An 18,698-nucleotide genomic window follows, 5' to 3' on the forward strand; every position below is an offset into this window, starting at 1 on the left:
TCCGAGCGACGCCTCCCGCCCCCGCCCCCGCCCCCGCCCCCGTCCACCCGGGGGCGGGGGCGGCGGTAACGGCGTCGGTGGCGGCATGGCAGGGTGACGCGTATGGCTACCTCGTCCCGCGTCCGTGCACCCGAGCTGAGGGGCCGCCGGTGGCTCAACACCGGTGGGCGCGAGCTGACCCTCGCCGACCTCCGCGGCAAGATCGTGATCCTGGACTTCTGGACGTTCTGCTGCGTCAACTGCCTGCACGTGCTGGACGAACTCCGCCCGCTCGAGGAGAAGTACGGCGACGTCCTGGTCGTGGTCGGGGTGCACTCGCCGAAGTTCGAGCACGAGCGCGACCCGGACGCCCTGGCCGCCGCCGTCGAGCGGTACGGCGTCGCCCACCCGGTGCTGGACGACGCGGAGATGGCCACCTGGCAGCAGTACGCGGCAAAGGCGTGGCCGACCCTCAACGTGATCGACCCGGAGGGCTACGTCGTCGCCACGATGGCCGGCGAGGGCCACGCCGACGGACTCGCCCGGCTGCTGGACGAGCTGATCGCCAGGCACGGGGCCAAGGGCACCCTGCACCGGGGTGACGGCCCGTACGTGCCGCCGGCCGAGCCGGAGACGGTGCTGCGCTTCCCCGGCAAGGTCGCCGAACTGGACGGCGGAAACCTGCTCGTCTCCGACTCCGCCCGGCACTCCCTGGTCGAGCTGGCCCCGGACGGCGAGACGGTGCTGCGCCGCATCGGCGCCGGTCAGCGTGGCCGGACGGACGGCCCGGCCGGGGTCGCCCGGTTCACCGAGCCGCAGGGCATCTGCCGGCTCCCCGCGCACACCGCCGAGATCGCCGGATACGACGTCGTGGTGGCGGACACCGTCAACCACCTGCTCCGGGGCGTACGGCTGGAGACCGGCGAGGTGACCACCGTGGCGGGCACGGGCCGGCAGTGGCGCTCCACCGTGGACGACCACGCCCACGACGCGCTCGCCGTCGACCTCTCCTCCCCCTGGGACCTGGCCTGGTACGACGACCGGGTGATCGTCGCGATGGCCGGCATCCACCAGCTCTGGTGGTTCGACCCGGTCAAGCGGACCGTCGGGGTCTTCGCCGGCACCACCGTGGAGGCGCTGCGGGACGGTCCGCTGCCGGATGTCTGGCTGGCACAGCCGTCGGGCCTCTCGGTCTCGGCCGACGGCCGCCGTCTCTGGGTCGCCGACAGCGAGACCAGCGCGCTGCGCTTCGTCTCCGACGGGGTGCTGAACACCGCCGTCGGGCAGGGACTCTTCGACTTCGGACACGTCGACGGCCCGGCCGAGCAGGCACTGTTGCAGCATCCGCTCGGCGTCGGGGCGCTGCCGGACGGGTCGGTCCTGGTGGCCGACACCTACAACGGCGCGGTCCGGCGGTTCGATCCGGATACGGGTACGGTCTCGACGGTCGCCGACGGGCTCGCCGAGCCGAGCGACGTGCTGGTGACCTCCACGGGCGAGGTGCTGGTGGTCGAGTCCGCCGCGCACCGGTTGACCAGGCTGGCGCCGGGCGCACTCACCGCGGGCGGCGCCGGCACCGTCACCGGCGACCGGCACCGTACCGAACGGCCGCCCACCGACCTCGCCGCGGGCGAGCTGGCCCTGGATGTGATCTTCGAGCCGCCACCCGGGCAGAAGCTGGACGAGTCGTTCGGCCCCGCCACCCGGCTGGAGGTCTCCGCCTCCCCGCCGGAACTGCTGCTCGACGGCGCCGGGGTGGGCACCGAACTCTCCCGCCGGCTGGTGCTGAACGACGCGGTCAGCTCCGGAGTGCTCCAGGTGGTGGCGCAGGCCGCCACCTGCGACGCCGCTGCGGAGCACGCCGCCTGCCACCTGAGCCGGCAGGACTGGGGGGTGCCGGTGCGGATCACGCCGGACGGCGTACACCGGCTGCCGCTCGTGCTGCGCGGCCTGGACAGCTGACCGTCCGCCGCCGCCCGGCCGGGACGTTCGAAAGGCAACTGGGCAACGTGACCGGAACCACTGCCCGTACACTACCCCTGAGTAACCTACGGTGCCGTAACCTGTTCCTGTGAGTACCTCCGCGCCGATCCGGCTACGCCCCGTCGACCTGGGCAAACCACGGATGCGAGGCTGGCTGCACACGTACGCCTTCTTCGTCGCGGTGGCGGCCGGCGTCGTGCTCTGCGCGATCGCCGCCACCCGGCCCGGCTGGACGCCGCTGATCAGCTGCGCCATCTACAGTGTCACGGTCTGCGGTCTCTTCGGCACCAGCGCGCTCTATCACCGCCGGGTCTGGTCCGAGCGCGGTTACCGGCTGATGCGCCGGATGGACCATTCGATGATCTTCGTCTTCATCGCCGGCACCTACACCCCGTTCTGCCTGCTGGTGCTCTCGGCGACGAGCGCCGCCGCACTGCTACTGGTCGTCTGGTCGGGCGCGGTGGCCGGGGTGGCGATGAAGCTCGTCTGGCCGCACGCCCCCCGGTGGGTCTCCGCGCCGCTCTACCTGGCGCTGGGCTGGGTCGCCGTCGCGGTCCTGCCGGACATCCTGGCCCGGGGCGGGGTCACCGTGCTCGCCCTGCTGGTGGCCGGCGGCGCGGCCTACAGCGTCGGCGCGGTCTGCTACGCGCTACGCCGACCCAACCCCTGGCCCACGGTCTTCGGGCACCACGAGCTCTTTCACGCCTGCACGCTGGTGGCGGCGATCTGCCACCACATCGCGATCTACTTCGCCCTCTTCGCCTGAGCCCTCTCGGCCGGCGCACACCCCTGGACCGCCGCACACCCCTCGGCCGGCGTACACCCCCGGACCGGCGGCACGCTCCTGGGTCGAGCGGCCCTGGGCCGGGGGCCCTGCCGCGGACCGGTCGGAATGGCGCCGCCGCGCCGAGGTCGCGGACTCAGAGCGGACGGCCGGGACGCCGGACCTCGTGGTACTCCTCGACGACCTGCTCCTCCCGGGCCGGCGAGCGGGGATCCACCACCGGAGCGACGACCGTACGGCGGCGGTTCCGCCAGAGGTACGTCGTCATGACGAGCCCGACCAGGCCAGCGAGCATCAGCACCCAGCCGACGACGCTCAGGTTGAGCCAACCAGTCTCGACGTGCACCGCGAACGCGAGGATCGCGCCGAGAGCAATGAGAAAGATGCTTCCACCGATGCCCACTGTGTCGCCCTCCTAGGCTGTCGACTGGTACCGGCCGTACCGGCCACGCGCGCGGTCCGTGAGGGTCGCGGCGCCCATCGACATACCCAGGCGTTTCAGATCCGAATCCGGCAAGCTGGAAGGAGCGTCGCCACCGGTGCCGGACCGGCAGGGCGGGGACGGAACGGGATGGGACGGGGACGGGACGCCGCGCCGGCCGACCCCGGCCGCCCCGGCCCGGCCCGCTGGCCGGCCCCAGCCCGACCTGGCCCAAGCCCGACCTGGCCCGGACGGCGCGCCACCGACCGGAGGGAGAGCATCGTGACGGATACCAGCGTCCCCGGCGCGACCGGTGCGAGCGGGCGGTCGCCCGGTTCCGGAAGGCCGGGTGGCCCGGGCCGGATCCTGGTGCTGCTACGCCACGCGAAGGCCGAACGCCCGGCCGCCGCACCGGACGCCGAGCGACCGCTCACCGCGCGTGGACACGCCGACGCCGCCGCCGCGGGCGCCTGGCTGGGCCACGGCGGCTATCTGCCCAATGCGGTGGTCTGCTCGCCTGCCAAGCGCACCCGGCAGACCTGGCACGACGTCGCGCTCGGCATGGCCGCACCGCCGATCCGCCCGCTCGGCGCCGCGACGGGCCAGGGGCGGTCCGGCACCGCCGACCCGACGACGACCACCGGTGGCGGTGCCGTGCCGGCCGTCCGGTACGACCAGCGGATCTACCACGGGGGCGCGGCGGACCTGCTCGACCTCGTCCGGGGCACGGATCCCGAGGCGTCCACCCTGTTGCTGATCGGGCACAATCCGACCATCTCGGAACTGTCCACTCTGCTCGACCCGGTGCACGCCGACCCGGACGGGTTGCGTACCAGCGGAATCGTGATCCACCGGATCGAGGGCGACTGGACGGAGGTACGCGCCCAGGCCGGGCCGATCGTCAAGTGGCACACGGCCCGGGGCTGAACGCACCGTCCGGGGTTGAGCCCCGGTCGTCGTCAGGTGGGCGGCGCGCTCGGTGGTGGCGGATCCGGCGGCGGTGGCATCATCGCCGTCGGATGCGACAGCCGGTTCTCCTCGACGATCAGGGTCCGTGCCCGCTTCTTGCGGTCCTGCCAGTACCACATCGTGGTGGCCAGCACCGCGACCCCGGCCAGGATGAGCACCCAGCCGACCGCCCGAAGATCGAGCCACCAGATGTTCGCCCTGATGGCGAACGTCAGGATGGCTCCCAGCGTGATGAGGAAAATTCCCGTACCGATGCCCATGTCCGCTGCACTCCCCCGTGCGATGGGTCGTGGGCTTTCACGACAAATCAGGCCAAAGCGCTCCTGGCACCGCCTCAACAATAGCGCGGCGGCCGGGGAGCTATCGCTCCGCCGGCCGCCGGAATCCCGCTTGTCCAGTTCCGGTCAGAAAGCTTCCTCGGGAAGTTCCATCAGGTCCAGGTCGGTGGCCTGCACGATCCGCCGGTCGGCGCCGATCCGGGGCAGCACCTCCCGGGCGAAGAACCGGGCCGCGGCCAGCTTGCCGGTGTAGAACGCCTTGTCCGCCTCGCTCACCTCGCCGCCCAACGCCCGCAGCGCCACCTCGGCCTGCCGCTGCAGCAGCCAACCGACCACCAGGTCACCGACGGCGAGCAGGAAGCGCCGGCTGCTCAGCCCGACCTTGTAGATCGCGCGCGCCTCGCCTCCCTGCGCCTCGGCGAGCCATCCGGTCATGGTGCCGACCATCGCCTGCACCTCGCCGAGCGCCCGGCCCAGGGCGGCCCGCTCCTCCTTGAGCCGCCCGTCACCCGGTTCGGCCGAGCCCTCCGGGCCGGAGGACGTGGCGGCGGAGCCGGAGGAGGCGGAATCGCCGCCACCGGCCTCCACGAACGCCGTGATCTCACCGGCAACCGCCATCAGGCTCGCACCGCGATCCCGGACGATCTTCCGGAAGAAGAGGTCGAGGCTCTGGATCGCCGTCGTTCCCTCGTAGAGGGTGTCGATCTTCGCGTCCCGGAGGTACTGCTCGATCGGATAGTCCTGGAGGAATCCGGAGCCGCCGAACGTCTGCAACGACTCGTGACCGAGCAGCTCGTAGGCCCGTTCCGAGCCGACACCCTTGACGATCGGGAGCAGCAGGTCGTTCACGCCCTTCGCCAGCCCGGCGGTGGCCTCGTCGCCGCTCGCCTCGGCGAGGTTGATCCGGTCCTGCCAGGTCGCGGTGTAGCAGACCAGCGCCCGGAGCCCCTCGGCGTACGCCTTCTGCAGCATCAGCGACCGGCGGACGTCCGGGTGGTGGGTGATGGTGACCCGGGGGGCGTTCCGGTCCGTCGACCGGAGCAGGTCGGCGCCCTGCACCCGGTTCTTCGCGTATTCAAGGGCATTGAGGTAGCCGGTGGAGAGCGTGGCGATCGCCTTGGTGCCGACCATCATCCGGGCGTACTCGATGATCAGGAACATCTGCCGGATGCCGTCGTGCACGTCGCCGAGGAGCCACCCCTTCGCCGGCACGCCGTGCTCGCCGAAGGTCATCTCGCAGGTGTTCGAGACCTTCAACCCCATCTTGTGCTCGAGGTTGGTGGCGTAGACGCCGTTGCGCTCGCCCAGCTCGCCGGTCTCGGAGTCGAAGTGGAACTTGGGCACCACGAAGAGCGACAGCCCCTTGGTGCCGGGCCCACCGACGCCCTCCACCCCGACCGGGCGGGCCAGGACATAGTGGATGATGTTGTCGGTCAGGTCGTGCTCACCGCTGGTGATGAAGCGCTTGACGCCCTCGATGTGCCAGGAGCCGTCGGGCTGCGGGACGGCCCGGGTGCGCCCGGCACCGACGTCCGAGCCGGCGTCCGGCTCGGTGAGCACCATTGTCGCGGCCCACTGCTTCTCGACGAAGAGCTTGGCCCACTTCTTCTGCAGCTCGGTGCCCTCGCGATAGAGGGTGTACGCGAAGGAGGGACCGCCGGCGTACATCCACAGTGGTGCGTTGGCGCCGAGGACCAGCTCGGCGGCCGACCACCAGAGCGCGCGGGGGGCCATCGTGCCGTCCAGGTCGGCGGGAAGGTCCATCCGCCAGAACTCCGAGCCCATCAGCGCCCGGTAGGACTTCTTGAACGGCTCGGGCAGCGGAGCGGTGTGCGTGGCCGGGTCGAAGACCGGTGGGTTGCGGTCGCTCCCGGCGTAGCTGGTCGCCAGCTCCTCGCCGGCCAGCCGTTCGACCTCGGCGAGCACGTCCCGGGCGGTGTCGACGTCCAGTTCGGCGTACGGGCCCGTGCCGAGCGCCTGGTCGACGCCGAAGACCTCGAAGAGGTTGAACTCGAGGTCCCGCCGATTGCTCCTGTAATGGGTCATGTGCCTCTGCTCCCCGGACTCGCGAACACAGGTTACCCGGCAGTAACAGGACCCAATATTACTAGCCGGTAAGTCGCCGGGGAGCACCCGCTCCAGTGACCCGCGCCACAGTGACGGGAAGCCGACGCTGCGTACCGGCGAGGTGGAGCGACCGTCAGTTGTCGGCGGCGCCGACCTCCCAGCTCGGCACCGGCGAGGCGGTTGCCGAGTGCGGGCCCGGGTACTCCATCAGGACCAGCGCGATGTCGTCGTCGAGCCGGCCCCGCACCCACTCGACCAGCGCGGTTTCCAGCGAGGCCAGCCCGTCGGCGACGGTGCCGTGCCCGAGCAGCCGCCAGGCCCGGTCCACGGTGGGAAAGAACTCGCCGTCCCGGCGCGCCTCGCCGAGCCCGTCGGTGAAGAGCAGCAGCCGGTCGCCCGGTTCGAGCCGTTCGACCCGGGGCCGGACCACCGGCATGAAGCCGAGCGGCGGCGCGGGAGCAGGCGGCTCCATCGGGATCACCTGACCGCGACGGAGCAGCAGCGGGGCCGGATGACCGCAGTTGACGATCGTGAGCGTGCCGCCGCGCTCCTCGACCAGGGCCGCGGTGACGAAGTCCTCGTCGCCGACGTTACGGGCCACCGCCCGGTCCAGGTCGGCCACGATGGCCCGCAGGTCGGCCCGCTCGTAGGCCACGTGCCGGTACGAGCCGAGCACGATGCTGGCCAGCCGGACCGCGTCCAGCCCCTTGCCCCGGACGTCACCGATGATGATCCGCACCCCGTACGGGGTGTCGATCGCCTCGTAGAGGTCGCCGCCGATGTCCGCGGCGGCGGTCGACGAGATGTAGTGCCCGGCCACCGCCAGGCTGCCGACCTGCGGGCCGAGCGGGCGCAGCACCGCCTGCTGGGCCACGGAGGCCAGCTTGGAGAGCTCGGCGATCCGGTCGGCCTGCCGCTGCCGGATGACCGCGAAGAGCGACGCGATCGCCGTCGCCAGCACCACGCCGACCAGGTTGACGGTGGTGGCCAGCGGTACGACGTGCCCGCCCCAGGCCAGCAGGGCCGCCAGCGCGGTGGCGAGCACCCCGACCGCGACCACCACCCGCCAGGAGGCGAGGGCGGCGGCCAGGAACGGTGCCGCCGCGACGAGGCCGACATAGTTGACCTCGGATTCGTCCGCGAACTCCAGCACGGAGACGAGCACGAGCAGCACGACGGCCGCGCCGAGGCCGGCGCGGGAACCTTGGCTCAGCGGGCGACGGCCCGGCGGCAGCAGTTGCATGGGTACGCCGAACAGCATGCCTGATAGACGAGCGCGATTGTACGAAGTTGGCTCCTCGTCCGATCGGGTTCTGGCCACCTGGCGCATTCCAGCGGCCCGGATCCGCCGGATCCTGTCGCCGGGTCAGCCAACCGTTGCAGGTCGAATGAACATTCCTGTGATCACTTTGCGCACTCCCCCGGTGACCGCTGCCCCAGCCGGACGGCCGCGATCCGGATCAGTCGAGAACCTCGTAGCGCACGTCGACGGCGCCGAGGTCCAGCGAGGCGATCGCCGCGAAGGCGGCCCGGGACAGGTCGATGCAGCGGCCGGCGACGAAGGGCCCCCGGTCGTTGATCCGCACCAGCACGGAGCGGCCGTTGTCCGGATTGGTCACCCGGACACGGGTGTCGAAGGGCAGGGTCTTGTGCGCGGCGGTCATCGCGTTCGGGTCGAACGCCTCGCCGTTCGCGGTGACCTGCCCCTGGTCGTAGTAGGAGGCGCCGCACGACCCGCTCTGCACCACCCGGGCCGCCGGGGTGGTCGCCGTCCGCTTGGCGGCGGGCTTCTTCGTGCTCGTCCGGGTGCTGCTCGGCGACGGCCGGGAACTGGCCCGGGAGGCGCGGTCCGGTGCCCGGCTCGGTGCCGCGGTGGTCGCCTCGGGGGTCGGGCCGGGCGCTGCCGTCGCGGACCCGGCCGGCGCACCCGGGGTGGTCGCGTCGACCGGGGCCGGCAGCGAGGTACTGGCGACCGGCTCGGTACCGAGCCCGGCCATGCCGGCGGCACCCGCGCCGACCAGCACCACGGCGACCGCGCCGGCCGCCGCCAGGCCGGTCGGCGTCCTGAAGAACCGAGCTCGGGCATGCTTTCCCGCCACGGACCCCTCCTCCTCCTGCAAACCCCAGAGATTCCTCCTCCTGCAAACCCCAGAGATCGGGTCGGACCGTAACGAGGGCGGCACTTCGGAAGTCAATGTGATCATCTGCTTTCGCCCAGTTATGTGACGAAACGTGTAGCCGATCATCCGACCCTGGATGGGTCGGACGTGCCCCCGCGGCCGGGGGCGCCGGAACCCGTTTCGGGGCGCGGATCCCGCAAGATGGTCGGCGTGCGGGTCGAACTGAGGCGGCGGCTGATCGACGCGTTCCGGTGGACCGATCCGGGGCCGGAGAGCACCCACCTGGTCAGCGACGTCTCCGGCTGGTGGCGGGACCCGGCGGTCCTCGCCGGGATCGGTCCGGCGCTGGCCGAGCCGTACCGGGCCGACCCGCCCACCGTGGTGCTCGCCCCCGAGGTGGCCGGGGTGCTGGTCGGGCCGCTGGTGGCGACCGCGCTCGGCGCCGGCTTCGTCCCGGCGCACAAGGACCTCGGCGAGCGGCGGATAGCGGAGCCCACCACCTGGGCCCGGACCGGCGCCGACTACCGGGGGCGCCGGCTGGCCCTCGGGGTACGCGACCGGCACCTCGGCCCCGGCGACCGGGTGCTGATCGTGGACGACTGGGTGGCGAGCGGCGCCCAGCTACGCGCCCTCTACGAGGTCGTCGCCGCACGCGGCGCCACCGCGCTCGGGGCGGCGTGCCTGGTCGCCGCCTGCCCGCCGGAGGTGGCCGCGGAACTCCGGCTCGACAGCCTGCTGAGCCCGGCCGACCTGCCCTGAACTCCGGCACAGCGGTGGCGCCGATCTCCACACCTTGTTCACCACGCGATCCAGGTTCCCGCACGCCGGCTTTCTACAGTCAGGGGCATGACGGAACGCCGGATCCTGGTCGTGGAGGACGAGCGCACCATCGCCGAGTCGGTCGCCGTCCGACTGCGGGCCGAGGGCTTCGTGGTGGAGATCGCGCGGGACGGGCCGGGCGCCGTCGAGGCGTTCCGGCGCGGGCGACCGGAGCTGGTCGTACTCGACGTGATGCTGCCCGGCTTCGACGGCCTGGAGGTCTGCCGCCGGATCCAGGCCGACCGGCCCGTACCGGTGCTGATGCTGACCGCCCGGGACGACGAGACGGACCTCCTGGTCGGGCTCGCCGTCGGCGCGGACGACTATCTCACCAAGCCGTTCTCGCTGCGCGAACTCGCCGCCCGGGTACACGCCCTGCTGCGCCGGGTCGACCGGGCGGCGAGCGCGGCGCGCAGCGGTGCCGAGGTCCTCCGGATCGGGAACCTCGAGATCAACCAGGCCGAGCGGCGGGTACGCCGGGACGGCGTCGAGGCGCACCTCACGCCGACCGAGTTCGACCTGTTGACCCACTTCGCCAACCGCCCCCGGACGGTGCTGCCCCGGGAACGGCTGCTCGCCGACGTCTGGGGCTGGGCCGACGGCTCGGGCACCCGCACCGTCGACAGCCATGTCAAGGCGCTGCGCCGCAAGCTCGGCGCCGACCTGATCCGCACCGTGCACGGCGTCGGCTACGCGTTGGAGGTACGGCCGTGACCAGCTTCTGGACCGGCGTGAACCGGACGATGGACATCCTGCCCCGACCGCTGGACCCGATCTGGTCGATCAAGCTGAAGCTCGGCATCCTGATGGTCGGTTCGGGTGCCGCCGGAATGACCGTCTTCATCATCGGCATCGGCTGGCTGCCGCCCTGGACCACCGGCACGGCGGTGGTGCTGGCGCTGCTCACCTCGCAGGTCCTCGCCCACGGCATGACCTCGCCACTGCGCGAGATGACCACGGCGGCCCGGGCGATGGCCCGGGGGGACTACACCCGGCGGGTCCGGGCCAGTTCCCGGGACGAGGTCGGCACCCTGGCCGCCGCCTTCAACCAGATGGCGGGGGACCTGGCCGAGGCCGACCGGCGCCGCCGGGAGCTGATCGCGAATGTCTCGCACGAGCTGCGTACCCCGATCACCGCCCTGCAGGGCGTGCTGGAGAACATCGTCGACGGCGTGGCCGAGCCGGACCTGCCGACGCTGCGGGTCGCGCTGGTCCAGACCGAACGGCTCGGGCATCTCGTCGCCGACCTGCTCGACCTCTCCCGGCTGGATGCCGGGGTGCTGCCGCTGCGCCGCGAGGACGTCGACGTGGCCGAGTTCCTGGACGAGGTGATCCAGCAGGCGTCGGTGACCGCGGCCGGCGCCGGGCGTGACGTCCGGTTCGAGGTACGCCAGCACGACGCGCCGCTGACCGTGCAGGCCGACCCGCGCCGGCTGCACCAGGTCTTCGCCAACCTGCTGGACAACGCCGCCCGGCACAGCCCGCCCGGCGGCACCGTGCTGGTCACCGCCGGACAGGTCGGCGACGAGCTGCGCTTCGACGTGACCGACGAGGGCGAGGGCATTCCCGAGCGCCTCCGGCCGGAGGTCTTCGAGCGCTTCACCCGGGGTGACCGGACCGGGGACGGCGGCACCGGACTCGGCCTGGCGATCGCCCACTGGGTGGTGGAGTTGCACGGCGGCCGGATCGCGGTCGCCGACCGCCCCCTGGTCGACTCCGGCACGCCCGACGCCGCCGGTTCGCCGGTCGGCTGCCAGATCCGGGTGAGCCTGCCGATGGTCGCTCCCATCTCATCCGGGCCCGCACTACTGAGGGAGCACAAGAATGGGTAGCGACCCGAACCCGACCCCGTCCGGAGCCGCACCGGCGCCGTCCGACGCACACCCCGCCCCGGCGACCGTGCCCACGCAGCCGGGCACGCCGGCCACCCCCGTCCACCCCTCCCCGCCGGCCACCCCCGTCCACCCCTCCCCGCCGGCCACGCCGGTCCACCCCTCCCCGCCGGCCACGCCGGTCCACCCCTCCCCGCCGGGCACGCCGATGCCGCGCCTTCCGGCCTGGGTCGGCAGCGGCTGGACAGCACCGGCCGGCAGCACGCCGTCGTGGATCTCGAAGCGCTGGCCCGGACCTGCCGGCGGGGCGAGCCGGCCGGTGCTGATCGGGGTGGCGGTGGCCGCGGCGGTCAGCGCGGCGAGCCTCCCCCTGACCCGCCCCGGAGTCGGCTGGCTGCTCGGCGGAGTCGCCGGAACGGCGGCCCTGGCGATCGCCGCCCGTCCCGGCACGGGACCGGCAGACGCTCGACCCGCCACAGCGCCGGCGGCCGCCCCCGGGCCGACCCCGTCGACCGGGCCAGCACGGGTCCCGACCGGTGGCTGGCGCCGGATCGGCTGGACCCGGCCGCTCTGGGCGGCGGCGATCGTCGCCCTGCTCGGCGTCGGCGCGATCCGGTCGGCGGGCTGGCTCTTCGCGCTCTGCCTGCTCACCGCCGGCTGCACCGCAATGCTCACCGTCGCCGACGGCCGGTCGGTACGCGGGCTCCTGCTCTCCACCATCGTCCCGCCGACGGCGGTGTTCCGGTCGATCCCGTGGCTGGTCAGCGGGCTGACCCGGCCGGCGGGGTCGGGCGGCGGCCGGCCCGTGGGGCGTACGCTGGCCAGCCTCGCGGTCTCCCTCGGCCTGCTCGTCGTCTTCGGCCTGCTCTTCTCCTCCGCCGACGCCGCCTTCGCCCGGCTGCTCACCTCGTGGCTGCCGGAGCTGTCGGTCCCGACGCTGCTCCGCTGGATCTTCGTCTTCGGGGCGGTCGGCGCCGGCCTGCTCAGCGCGGCCTACGTGCTCACCGCCCCGCCGGACCTGCCGCCCCACCCGCTCCCACCGAAGCGCCGGCTGCGCCGCACCGACTGGCTGCTGCCGGTGGTCGCCCTCGACGCGCTCTTCGCCGGTTTCGTCGCGGTCCAGATCACCACCCTCTTCGGCGGCTCGAAGCACGTGCTGCGGACCGCCGGCCTCAGCTACGCCGAGTACGCCCGCCGTGGCTTCTGGCAACTGCTCGCCGTCACCGTACTGACCCTGCTGGTGATCGCCGCCGCCGCCCGCTGGGCCCCCCGGGAGAGCCGCACCGACCGGACACTCGTCCGGGCGCTGCTCGGTGGGCTGACCCTGCTGACCCTGGTGGTGGTGGCCTCGGCACTGTTCCGGATGGATGTCTACGCCGACGCGTACGGCGCGACCCGGCTCCGGCTGCTGGTCGCGGTCTGCGAGGTCTGGCTGGGCCTGCTCTTCGTGCTGACCGCGCTGGCCGGGGTGCGGCTGGCCGCGGGCTGGCTGCCCCGGGCGGCGGTCGGCACCGCGGTGCTCGCCCTGCTCGCCCTCGCCATGGCCGACCCGGACCGGCTGATCGCCGAGCACAACGTCGACCGGTACGAGCGCACCGGCCGGATCGACGTCTCCTACCTCTCCACGCTCTCCACCGACGCGGTGCCGGCACTGGACCGGCTGCCGGAGCCGGAGCGGACCTGCGCGCTGCGCAGGATCAGCCTCGACCTGCCCGCCGACGACTGGCGCGAGACCAACCTCGCCCGGAGCGAGGCACGGCGGATCCTCGCCCGGCGTCCCCCGGACGCCCTGCGGACCTGCCCCCCCGACCGGATGGTGAGGGCGGCCGGCGTGGACGGTCGGAGGGCGTCGGCGGTCGGTGCGGAACGCTTGACATTCCTGGCCGGCCGGTGAGACTGCCGGGGTGACCAACCCCGTCGATCCGCAGCCTGCGCCGGTGCCGCGCCGGCCGCAGCCGCGGGTCCGGGTGGTGCTGGCCGAGGCGGCCCGCGGCGACACCGGCGCCGAGCGGACCCGCGCGGAGCTGACCCAGCAGACCCAGGTCGGCGAGGCGCTGGTCCGCGGCCTGGTCCGCGCCCAGCTCGCCCTCGCGCTGCGACTCTCGCTGGTGGTGGCGATCGGGCTCGGCGGCCTGCCGCTGCTCTTCGCCATCGCCCCGGAGGTGGGCACGGCAAAACTTGTCGGGATCAACCTGCCGTGGCTGCTGCTCGGCGTCGCCGCCTTTCCGTTCCTGGTCGCGGTCGGCTGGGCGTACGTGCGGCTGGCCGAGCGGAACGAGCAGGACTTCACCGACGTGGTCCAGCGGCCGGAGCGCTGAGGTGGCCAACCCGTACACGATCCCGGCGATCATCGCGGTCACCCTGGTCACGGTCGGGATCGGCTTCTACGGGTTGACCCTGGCCCGGACCACCTCCGATTTCCTGGTCGCCTCCCGGATGGTCAGCCCGACCTGGAACGCGGCGGCGATCGGCGGGGAGTACCTCTCCGCCGCCTCCTTCCTCGGCATTGCCGGCCTGATCCTCAAGTACGGCGTGGACGTGCTCTGGTATCCGGTCGGCTTCGCCGCCGGCTACCTGGCGCTGCTGCTCTTCGTGGCCGCACCGTTGCGCCGGTCCGGCGCGTTCACCCTGCCCGACTTCTGCGAGCTGCGGCTCGGCTCCCGGCGGCTGCGCAAGCTCGCCACCCTCTTCGTCGTCTTCATCGGCTGGCTCTACCTTGTCCCGCAGTTGCAGGGGGCGGGGCTGACCCTGAGCACCGTCGCCGGTGGGCCGTACGAGCTGGGTGCGCTGCTGGTCGCCGTGGTGGTCACCGCGAACGTGGCGCTGGGCGGGATGCGGGCGGTCACCTTCGTGCAGGCGTTCCAGTACTGGCTCAAGCTCACCGCGCTGGCCGTACCGGCGATCTTCCTGGCGTTGCAGTGGCAGGCGGACGCCCGGCCGCCGGTGACCCCGGAGGGTGGCTCGGTCTTCCCGGCGGCGACCACGGTGGTGGTCGAGGAACCGGCCCGGCTGACCCTGCCGGACGGCACGTCCCGGCAGGTGCACCCCGGCGAGGAGCTGACGTTCGCCGCCGGCGAGCCGGTGCCGGAGATCTCCAGCGTGGACGCGGCGCACGGCCTCGACTGGCTGTTGCCGAGCACGGCCGGCGACGACGACCGGGGCCTCTTCGCCACCTACTCGCTGATCCTGGCGACCTTCCTCGGCACGATGGGGCTGCCACACGTCCTGGTGCGCTTCTACACCAATCCCGACGGCGCGGCGGCCCGGCGTACCACCCTGGTGGTGCTGGCCCTGGTCGGCGCCTTCTACCTGCTCCCCACGCTGTACGGCGTGCTCGGCCGGATCTACACCCCGCAGTTGCTGCTCACCGGGCGGACCGACGCGGTGGTGGTGCTGCTGCCCGGCGCGGCGCTCGGCGGCGGCCTGACCGGGCAACTGCTGGCCGCCCTGGTCGCCGCCGGAGCGTTCGCCGCCTTCCTCTCCACCTCCTCCGGGCTGCTCACCAGCGTGGCCGGGGTGCTCTCCACCGACGTGCTGGGCCGTGGCTCGGTACGCGACTTCCGGCTGGCCACGGTGCTGGCCGGGACGGTGCCGATGCTGCTCGCGCTGAACGTCTCGGGGCTGGACGTCTCCCAGGTGGTCGGGCTGGCGTTCGCGGTCGCCGCGTCGAGCTTCTGCCCGCTGCTGGTGCTCGGCATCTGGTGGCGTGGCCTGACCGACGCCGGTGCGGCGGCCGGGATCCTGGCCGGCGGCGGCGCGGCGATCGGCGCGGTGCTCTTCACGGTGGTCGGGCCGGATCTGACCGGCTGGCCGGCCGTGCTGATCGCGCAGCCGGCCGCCTGGACGGTGCCGCTGGCCTTCACGGTCATGGTCACCGCCTCCTGGGCCACCCGGCGCCGGACCCCGACCGACGTCGCCGCCACCATGCTCCGGCTGCACGCCCCCGAAGCGCTCCGCCTGTAAGGAAGGGCCCCCGCTTATCGCTTTCCGTTGCAGAAGGGCCCCCGCCTAACTCCGCCGGCACCCAGCGCCGAGCGGCGTGACCGGGGTCACTGGGCGCAGCCACCGGCCCGTTCGGCGCAGGCGGCGACCGAGCTCCGGATCGCTGCTTTCCGATACTCCCGCCGCTCCATACGGTGCGCGAAACTCCCCTGCCCCTGCAAAGGTGGTGAGAACAGCATGTCTACGGATACTCCCGCGCCGGCCAGCGCAGCCCCGGACCGGTACGTCGCCGCACAGCGATCGGACGAGTTCGCCGGCCTGCGCAAAGCGCTGCGCGGATTCGTCTTCCCGATGACCGCGGCGTTCTTCCTCTGGTACGCCCTCTACGTCATCCTCTCCGCGTACGCCCGCGACTTCATGAGCACGAAGCTCGTCGGCAACATCAACGTGGCCCTGGTCTTCGGCCTGTTGCAGTTCGTCTCCACCTTCCTGATCGCGTGGTTCTACTCCCGCTACGCCGAGCGGAATCTCGACCCGACCGCCGACCGGATCCGTGCGGAACTGAGCGACGTGCCGGACGGGTCGACCACGGTGGACGAGTCGAAGGGAGCGGCGTCATGAGCCGCGACGTCCTGGCCGGGTTCGTCCTGGCCGCCGAGGCGGGGGACAACACCGCCCGCAACCTGACCATCACGCTCTTCCTGATCTTCGTCGCGGTGACCCTGGGCATCACCGTCTGGGCCAGCCGGCAGACCAAGACGGCCACCGACTACTACGCCGGTGGTCGCTCCTTCTCCGGCTTCCAGAACGGTATGGCGATCGGCGGCGACTACATGTCCGCCGCGTCGTTCCTCGGCATCGCCGGCATCATCGCGCTCTACGGCTACGACGGGTTCCTCTACTCGATCGGCTTCCTCGTCGCCTGGCTGGTGGCCCTGCTGCTCGTCGCGGAACTGCTGCGGAACTCGGGCCGCTACACCATGGCCGACGTGCTGGCGTTCCGGATGCGGCAGAGGCCGGTCCGGACGGCGGCGGCGGTCTCCACGATCACCGTCTCGATCTTCTACCTGCTGGCCCAGATGGTCGGCGCGGGTGCGCTGGTCGCGCTGCTGCTCGGCATCCGGCCGGGCACCACGTTCCTCGGCATGGACGCGGACGCGGCGAAGATCGCCACCATCATCATGGTCGGCGCCCTCATGATCATCTACGTCACCGTGGGTGGCATGAAGGGCACCACGTACGTGCAGATCGTCAAGGCGTTCCTGCTGATGAGCGGCGCCCTGGTGATGACGATCCTGGTACTGGCGCACTACAGGTTCAACCTCTCCACCCTGCTCGGTGACGCGGCGAACGCCTCCGGCCAGGGTTCGGCGTTCCTCGAACCAGGACTGCGGTACGGCGTCGAGGTGGCCGGTGACGCCACGAAGACCTTCTACAACAAGGTCGACCTGCTCTCCCTCGGCATCGCCCTGGTGCTCGGCACCGCCGGCCTGCCACACATCCTGATCCGCTTCTACACCGTGCCGACCGCCAGGGCGGCCCGGAAGAGTGTGCTCTGGGCGATCGGCATCATCGGCACGTTCTACCTCTTCACCCTCGCCCTCGGCTTCGGCGCGGCGGCGCTGGTGGGCCAGGAGGCGATCAGGGCACAGGACGCGGCCGGCAACACCGCCGCGCCGCAGCTCGCCCAGGCGCTCGGGGTCGACTTCCTCGGCGGCGAGGTGGGTGGCGCCGCCCTGCTCGCGATCATCGCGGCGGTGGCCTTCGCCACCATCCTCGCAGTGGTGGCCGGGCTCACCCTGGCCTCCTCGTCCAGCCTGGCCCACGACTTCTACGCCAACGTGGTCAAGGGCGGGCAGGCGTCGGAGCGGCAGGAGGTCAACGTCGCCCGGATCTCGGCGCTGGTGATCGGCGCGATCTCCATCGTGCTCTCGATCTTCGCGCAGAACCTGAACGTAGCGTTCCTGGTCGCCCTGGCCTTCGCGGTGGCGGCGTCCGGAAACCTGCCGGCGATCCTCTACAGCCTGTTCTGGAAGAGGTTCAACACCTCCGGCGCGGTCTGGGCGATCTACGGCGGTCTGATCAGCGCCGTCGGGCTGGTGTTCTTCTCCCCGGTGGTCTCCGGGGCGGCGACCTCGATGTTCCCGGACCAGAACTGGCAGTGGTTCCCGCTGTCGAACCCGGGCATCATCTCCATCCCGATCGGCTTCCTCTGCGGCTGGATCGGCACGATCATCTCGAAGGAGACCGACGAGCAGAAGTACGCCGAACTGGAGGTGCGCTCCCTCACCGGCGCCGGCGCGCACTGACCCCCACGGGGGCCGGACAACATCGGAGCTGCGCACCGGACCGGGCAGCCGGTCACTCTGCGCACGTCCCGTACGACGGATGGTGCCGGGCGGTCGTCCCGCCCGGCACCATCCGTCCCAGCCGTCCCACCGGCCGGACTCCGGCAGGGTCCCTGGGCCAGCCGGAGATCAGCATTCTGGGTACGCTGACTGTATGGCGGTAGCCCAGCGCTTCGGAGCGGAACACCGGATCCTCGTCACCGGCGGCGCCGGTTTCGTCCCTTCCCACCTGGTCGACGCACTCGTCGCGCGCGGCTGCACCGTGGTCGCGGTGGACAACTTCGTCACCGGATCGAAGGAAAACGTCGCCCATCTCGCCGACCATCCCCGGTTCACGCTGGTCGAGGCAGATGTCTCGGACGGGCTTCCCGAGCACCATCCGGCGATCGCCGAGCGCTTCGACGCCATCATGCATCTGGCGTCGCCGGCCAGCCCCACCGACTTCGCCAGCCTGCCGATCGAGATCCTCCGGGTCGGGTCGCTGGCCACCCTGCACCTGCTCGACCGGGCGGTCGCCGACCGGGCCCGGTTCATCATGGCCTCCACCTCCGAGGCGTACGGAGACCCGCAGGTGCACCCGCAGGTCGAGACCTACTGGGGCAACGTCAACCCGATCGGCGTACGCAGCGTCTACGACGAGGCCAAGCGGTTCGCCGAGGCGAGCACGATGGCGTACCACCGCTACCACGGGCTCGACGTCGGGATCGTCCGGATCTTCAACACCTACGGTCCCCGGATGCGCCCGGACGACGGGCGGGCGATCCCGACCTTCATCACCCAGGCGCTGCGCGGCGAGCCGCTGACCGTGCACGGCACCGGCGCGCAGACCCGCTCCATCTGCTACGTCAGCGACCTGGTCCGGGGGATCCTGCTGCTGCTCGACTCCACCGAGACCGGCCCGATCAACTGCGGCACCGAGCACGAGGTGTCGATGCGCGAGCTGGCCGAGACGATCGCCGCGCTGACCGGAAGCCGCTCCCAGGTGACCTACATCACCCGCACCGCCGACGACCCGGAGATGCGCCGCCCGGATCTCACCCTGGCCCGGGAGCGACTCGGCTACGAGCCCGAGGTCACTCCGGCCGAGGGGCTGCGCCGGACCATCGAGCACTTCAGTCAGCGGTTGGCGGGCTAGCGCAGGATACCGGGTCCGTGC

The 18,698-nt window shown here is 72.3% G+C and carries 17 protein-coding genes; 12 read left to right on the forward strand and 5 right to left on the reverse strand.

What is annotated here, in order from left to right; all coding sequences use genetic code 11:
* The first annotated feature begins 102 nt into the window (after nucleotides 1–102).
* Nucleotides 103–1,941, forward strand: a complete 1,839-nt coding sequence (locus ACN27G_RS30530) for an NHL domain-containing thioredoxin family protein (protein ID WP_421496138.1) — start codon at nucleotides 103–105, stop codon at nucleotides 1,939–1,941.
* 109 nt (nucleotides 1,942–2,050) lie between these two features.
* A complete protein-coding gene (gene trhA, locus ACN27G_RS30535; protein ID WP_421496139.1) occupies nucleotides 2,051–2,728 on the forward strand; it encodes a PAQR family membrane homeostasis protein TrhA in 678 nt (225 codons plus the stop codon).
* Between the two features lie 154 nt (nucleotides 2,729–2,882).
* Here the strand turns inward: trhA and ACN27G_RS30540 are convergent, their stop codons facing one another.
* Complete coding sequence (locus ACN27G_RS30540) at nucleotides 2,883–3,149, reverse strand: DUF6458 family protein (protein WP_421496140.1); 267 nt, start codon at nucleotides 3,147–3,149, stop codon at nucleotides 2,883–2,885.
* 381 nt (nucleotides 3,150–3,530) lie between these two features.
* Here ACN27G_RS30540 and ACN27G_RS30545 point away from each other — a divergent pair, with 381 nt between their 5' ends.
* A complete protein-coding gene (locus tag ACN27G_RS30545; protein ID WP_421497516.1) occupies nucleotides 3,531–4,094 on the forward strand; it encodes a SixA phosphatase family protein in 564 nt (187 codons plus the stop codon).
* Between the two features lie 32 nt (nucleotides 4,095–4,126).
* Here ACN27G_RS30545 and ACN27G_RS30550 read toward each other — a convergent pair whose 3' ends face one another.
* The 4 genes from ACN27G_RS30550 to ACN27G_RS30565 all read right to left on the reverse strand — a co-directional run bounded on the left by ACN27G_RS30550 (nucleotide 4,127) and on the right by ACN27G_RS30565 (nucleotide 8,580).
* Complete coding sequence (locus tag ACN27G_RS30550; protein ID WP_421496141.1) at nucleotides 4,127–4,396, reverse strand: DUF6458 family protein; 270 nt, start codon at nucleotides 4,394–4,396, stop codon at nucleotides 4,127–4,129.
* Between the two features lie 144 nt (nucleotides 4,397–4,540).
* Nucleotides 4,541–6,460 (reverse strand): acyl-CoA dehydrogenase, encoded by a 1,920-nt coding sequence (locus ACN27G_RS30555; protein ID WP_421496142.1) that lies wholly within the window; start codon nucleotides 6,458–6,460, stop codon nucleotides 4,541–4,543.
* Between the two features lie 154 nt (nucleotides 6,461–6,614).
* A complete protein-coding gene (locus tag ACN27G_RS30560) occupies nucleotides 6,615–7,742 on the reverse strand; it encodes a PP2C family protein-serine/threonine phosphatase (RefSeq protein WP_421496143.1) in 1,128 nt (375 codons plus the stop codon).
* A 199-nt stretch (nucleotides 7,743–7,941) separates the two neighbouring features.
* Nucleotides 7,942–8,580: a septal ring lytic transglycosylase RlpA family protein gene (locus tag ACN27G_RS30565; protein ID WP_421496144.1), complete on the reverse strand. Its 639-nt coding sequence runs from the start codon at nucleotides 8,578–8,580 to the stop codon at nucleotides 7,942–7,944.
* A gap of 231 nt (nucleotides 8,581–8,811) precedes the next feature.
* On the opposite strand from ACN27G_RS30565, the gene ACN27G_RS30570 reads away from it, so the two are divergent.
* The 9 genes from ACN27G_RS30570 to ACN27G_RS30610 all read left to right on the forward strand — a co-directional run bounded on the left by ACN27G_RS30570 (nucleotide 8,812) and on the right by ACN27G_RS30610 (nucleotide 18,677).
* A complete protein-coding gene (locus ACN27G_RS30570; protein ID WP_421496145.1) occupies nucleotides 8,812–9,360 on the forward strand; it encodes a phosphoribosyltransferase family protein in 549 nt (182 codons plus the stop codon).
* A gap of 87 nt (nucleotides 9,361–9,447) precedes the next feature.
* Nucleotides 9,448–10,134, forward strand: coding sequence for a response regulator (locus tag ACN27G_RS30575; RefSeq protein ID WP_421496146.1), 687 nt, complete (start codon nucleotides 9,448–9,450; stop codon nucleotides 10,132–10,134).
* Nucleotides 10,135–10,163: 29 nt separating this feature from the next.
* A complete protein-coding gene (locus ACN27G_RS30580) occupies nucleotides 10,164–11,252 on the forward strand; it encodes an ATP-binding protein (RefSeq protein ID WP_421497517.1) in 1,089 nt (362 codons plus the stop codon).
* On the forward strand, nucleotides 11,245–13,146 hold the full coding sequence (locus ACN27G_RS30585) for a DUF4153 domain-containing protein (RefSeq protein WP_421496147.1): 1,902 nt from the start codon (nucleotides 11,245–11,247) through the stop codon (nucleotides 13,144–13,146). Before ACN27G_RS30580 ends, ACN27G_RS30585 begins: the two co-directional genes overlap by 8 nt.
* Nucleotides 13,147–13,156: 10 nt before the next feature.
* A complete protein-coding gene (locus tag ACN27G_RS30590) occupies nucleotides 13,157–13,570 on the forward strand; it encodes a DUF485 domain-containing protein (RefSeq protein ID WP_421496148.1) in 414 nt (137 codons plus the stop codon).
* Between the two features lies 1 nt (nucleotide 13,571).
* Nucleotides 13,572–15,215 (forward strand): cation acetate symporter, encoded by a 1,644-nt coding sequence (locus tag ACN27G_RS30595; protein ID WP_421496149.1) that lies wholly within the window; start codon nucleotides 13,572–13,574, stop codon nucleotides 15,213–15,215.
* Nucleotides 15,216–15,431: 216 nt separating this feature from the next.
* A complete protein-coding gene (locus ACN27G_RS30600; protein ID WP_421496150.1) occupies nucleotides 15,432–15,815 on the forward strand; it encodes a DUF485 domain-containing protein in 384 nt (127 codons plus the stop codon).
* Nucleotides 15,812–17,503 carry a cation acetate symporter gene (locus ACN27G_RS30605; protein ID WP_421496151.1) on the forward strand — a complete coding sequence of 564 codons (1,692 nt, stop codon included), beginning with the start codon at nucleotides 15,812–15,814 and terminating at the stop codon, nucleotides 17,501–17,503. Before ACN27G_RS30600 ends, ACN27G_RS30605 begins: the two co-directional genes overlap by 4 nt.
* A gap of 193 nt (nucleotides 17,504–17,696) precedes the next feature.
* Nucleotides 17,697–18,677, forward strand: coding sequence for a GDP-mannose 4,6-dehydratase (locus tag ACN27G_RS30610; protein WP_421496152.1), 981 nt, complete (start codon nucleotides 17,697–17,699; stop codon nucleotides 18,675–18,677).
* The last annotated feature ends 21 nt before the right edge of the window (nucleotides 18,678–18,698 follow it).

This window comes from Plantactinospora sp. WMMB334, assembly GCF_049179095.1.
Taxonomy (GTDB): domain Bacteria; phylum Actinomycetota; class Actinomycetes; order Mycobacteriales; family Micromonosporaceae; genus Plantactinospora.

What these genes read in the sequence shown, in the direction of transcription:
- ACN27G_RS30530 (WP_421496138.1), top strand. Translation starts at nt 103, where the DNA reads ATGGCTACCTCGTCCCGCGTCCGTGCACCCGAGCTGAGGGGCCGCCGG.
- ACN27G_RS30550 (WP_421496141.1), bottom strand. Translation starts at nt 4,396, where the DNA reads ATGGGCATCGGTACGGGAATTTTCCTCATCACGCTGGGAGCCATCCTG.
- ACN27G_RS30555 (WP_421496142.1), bottom strand. Translation starts at nt 6,460, where the DNA reads ATGACCCATTACAGGAGCAATCGGCGGGACCTCGAGTTCAACCTCTTC.
- ACN27G_RS30560 (WP_421496143.1), bottom strand. Translation starts at nt 7,742, where the DNA reads ATGCTGTTCGGCGTACCCATGCAACTGCTGCCGCCGGGCCGTCGCCCG.
- ACN27G_RS30575 (WP_421496146.1), top strand. Translation starts at nt 9,448, where the DNA reads ATGACGGAACGCCGGATCCTGGTCGTGGAGGACGAGCGCACCATCGCC.
- ACN27G_RS30580 (WP_421497517.1), top strand. Translation starts at nt 10,164, where the DNA reads ATGGACATCCTGCCCCGACCGCTGGACCCGATCTGGTCGATCAAGCTG.
- ACN27G_RS30585 (WP_421496147.1), top strand. Translation starts at nt 11,245, where the DNA reads ATGGGTAGCGACCCGAACCCGACCCCGTCCGGAGCCGCACCGGCGCCG.
- ACN27G_RS30600 (WP_421496150.1), top strand. Translation starts at nt 15,432, where the DNA reads ATGTCTACGGATACTCCCGCGCCGGCCAGCGCAGCCCCGGACCGGTAC.
- ACN27G_RS30605 (WP_421496151.1), top strand. Translation starts at nt 15,812, where the DNA reads ATGAGCCGCGACGTCCTGGCCGGGTTCGTCCTGGCCGCCGAGGCGGGG.
- ACN27G_RS30610 (WP_421496152.1), top strand. Translation starts at nt 17,697, where the DNA reads ATGGCGGTAGCCCAGCGCTTCGGAGCGGAACACCGGATCCTCGTCACC.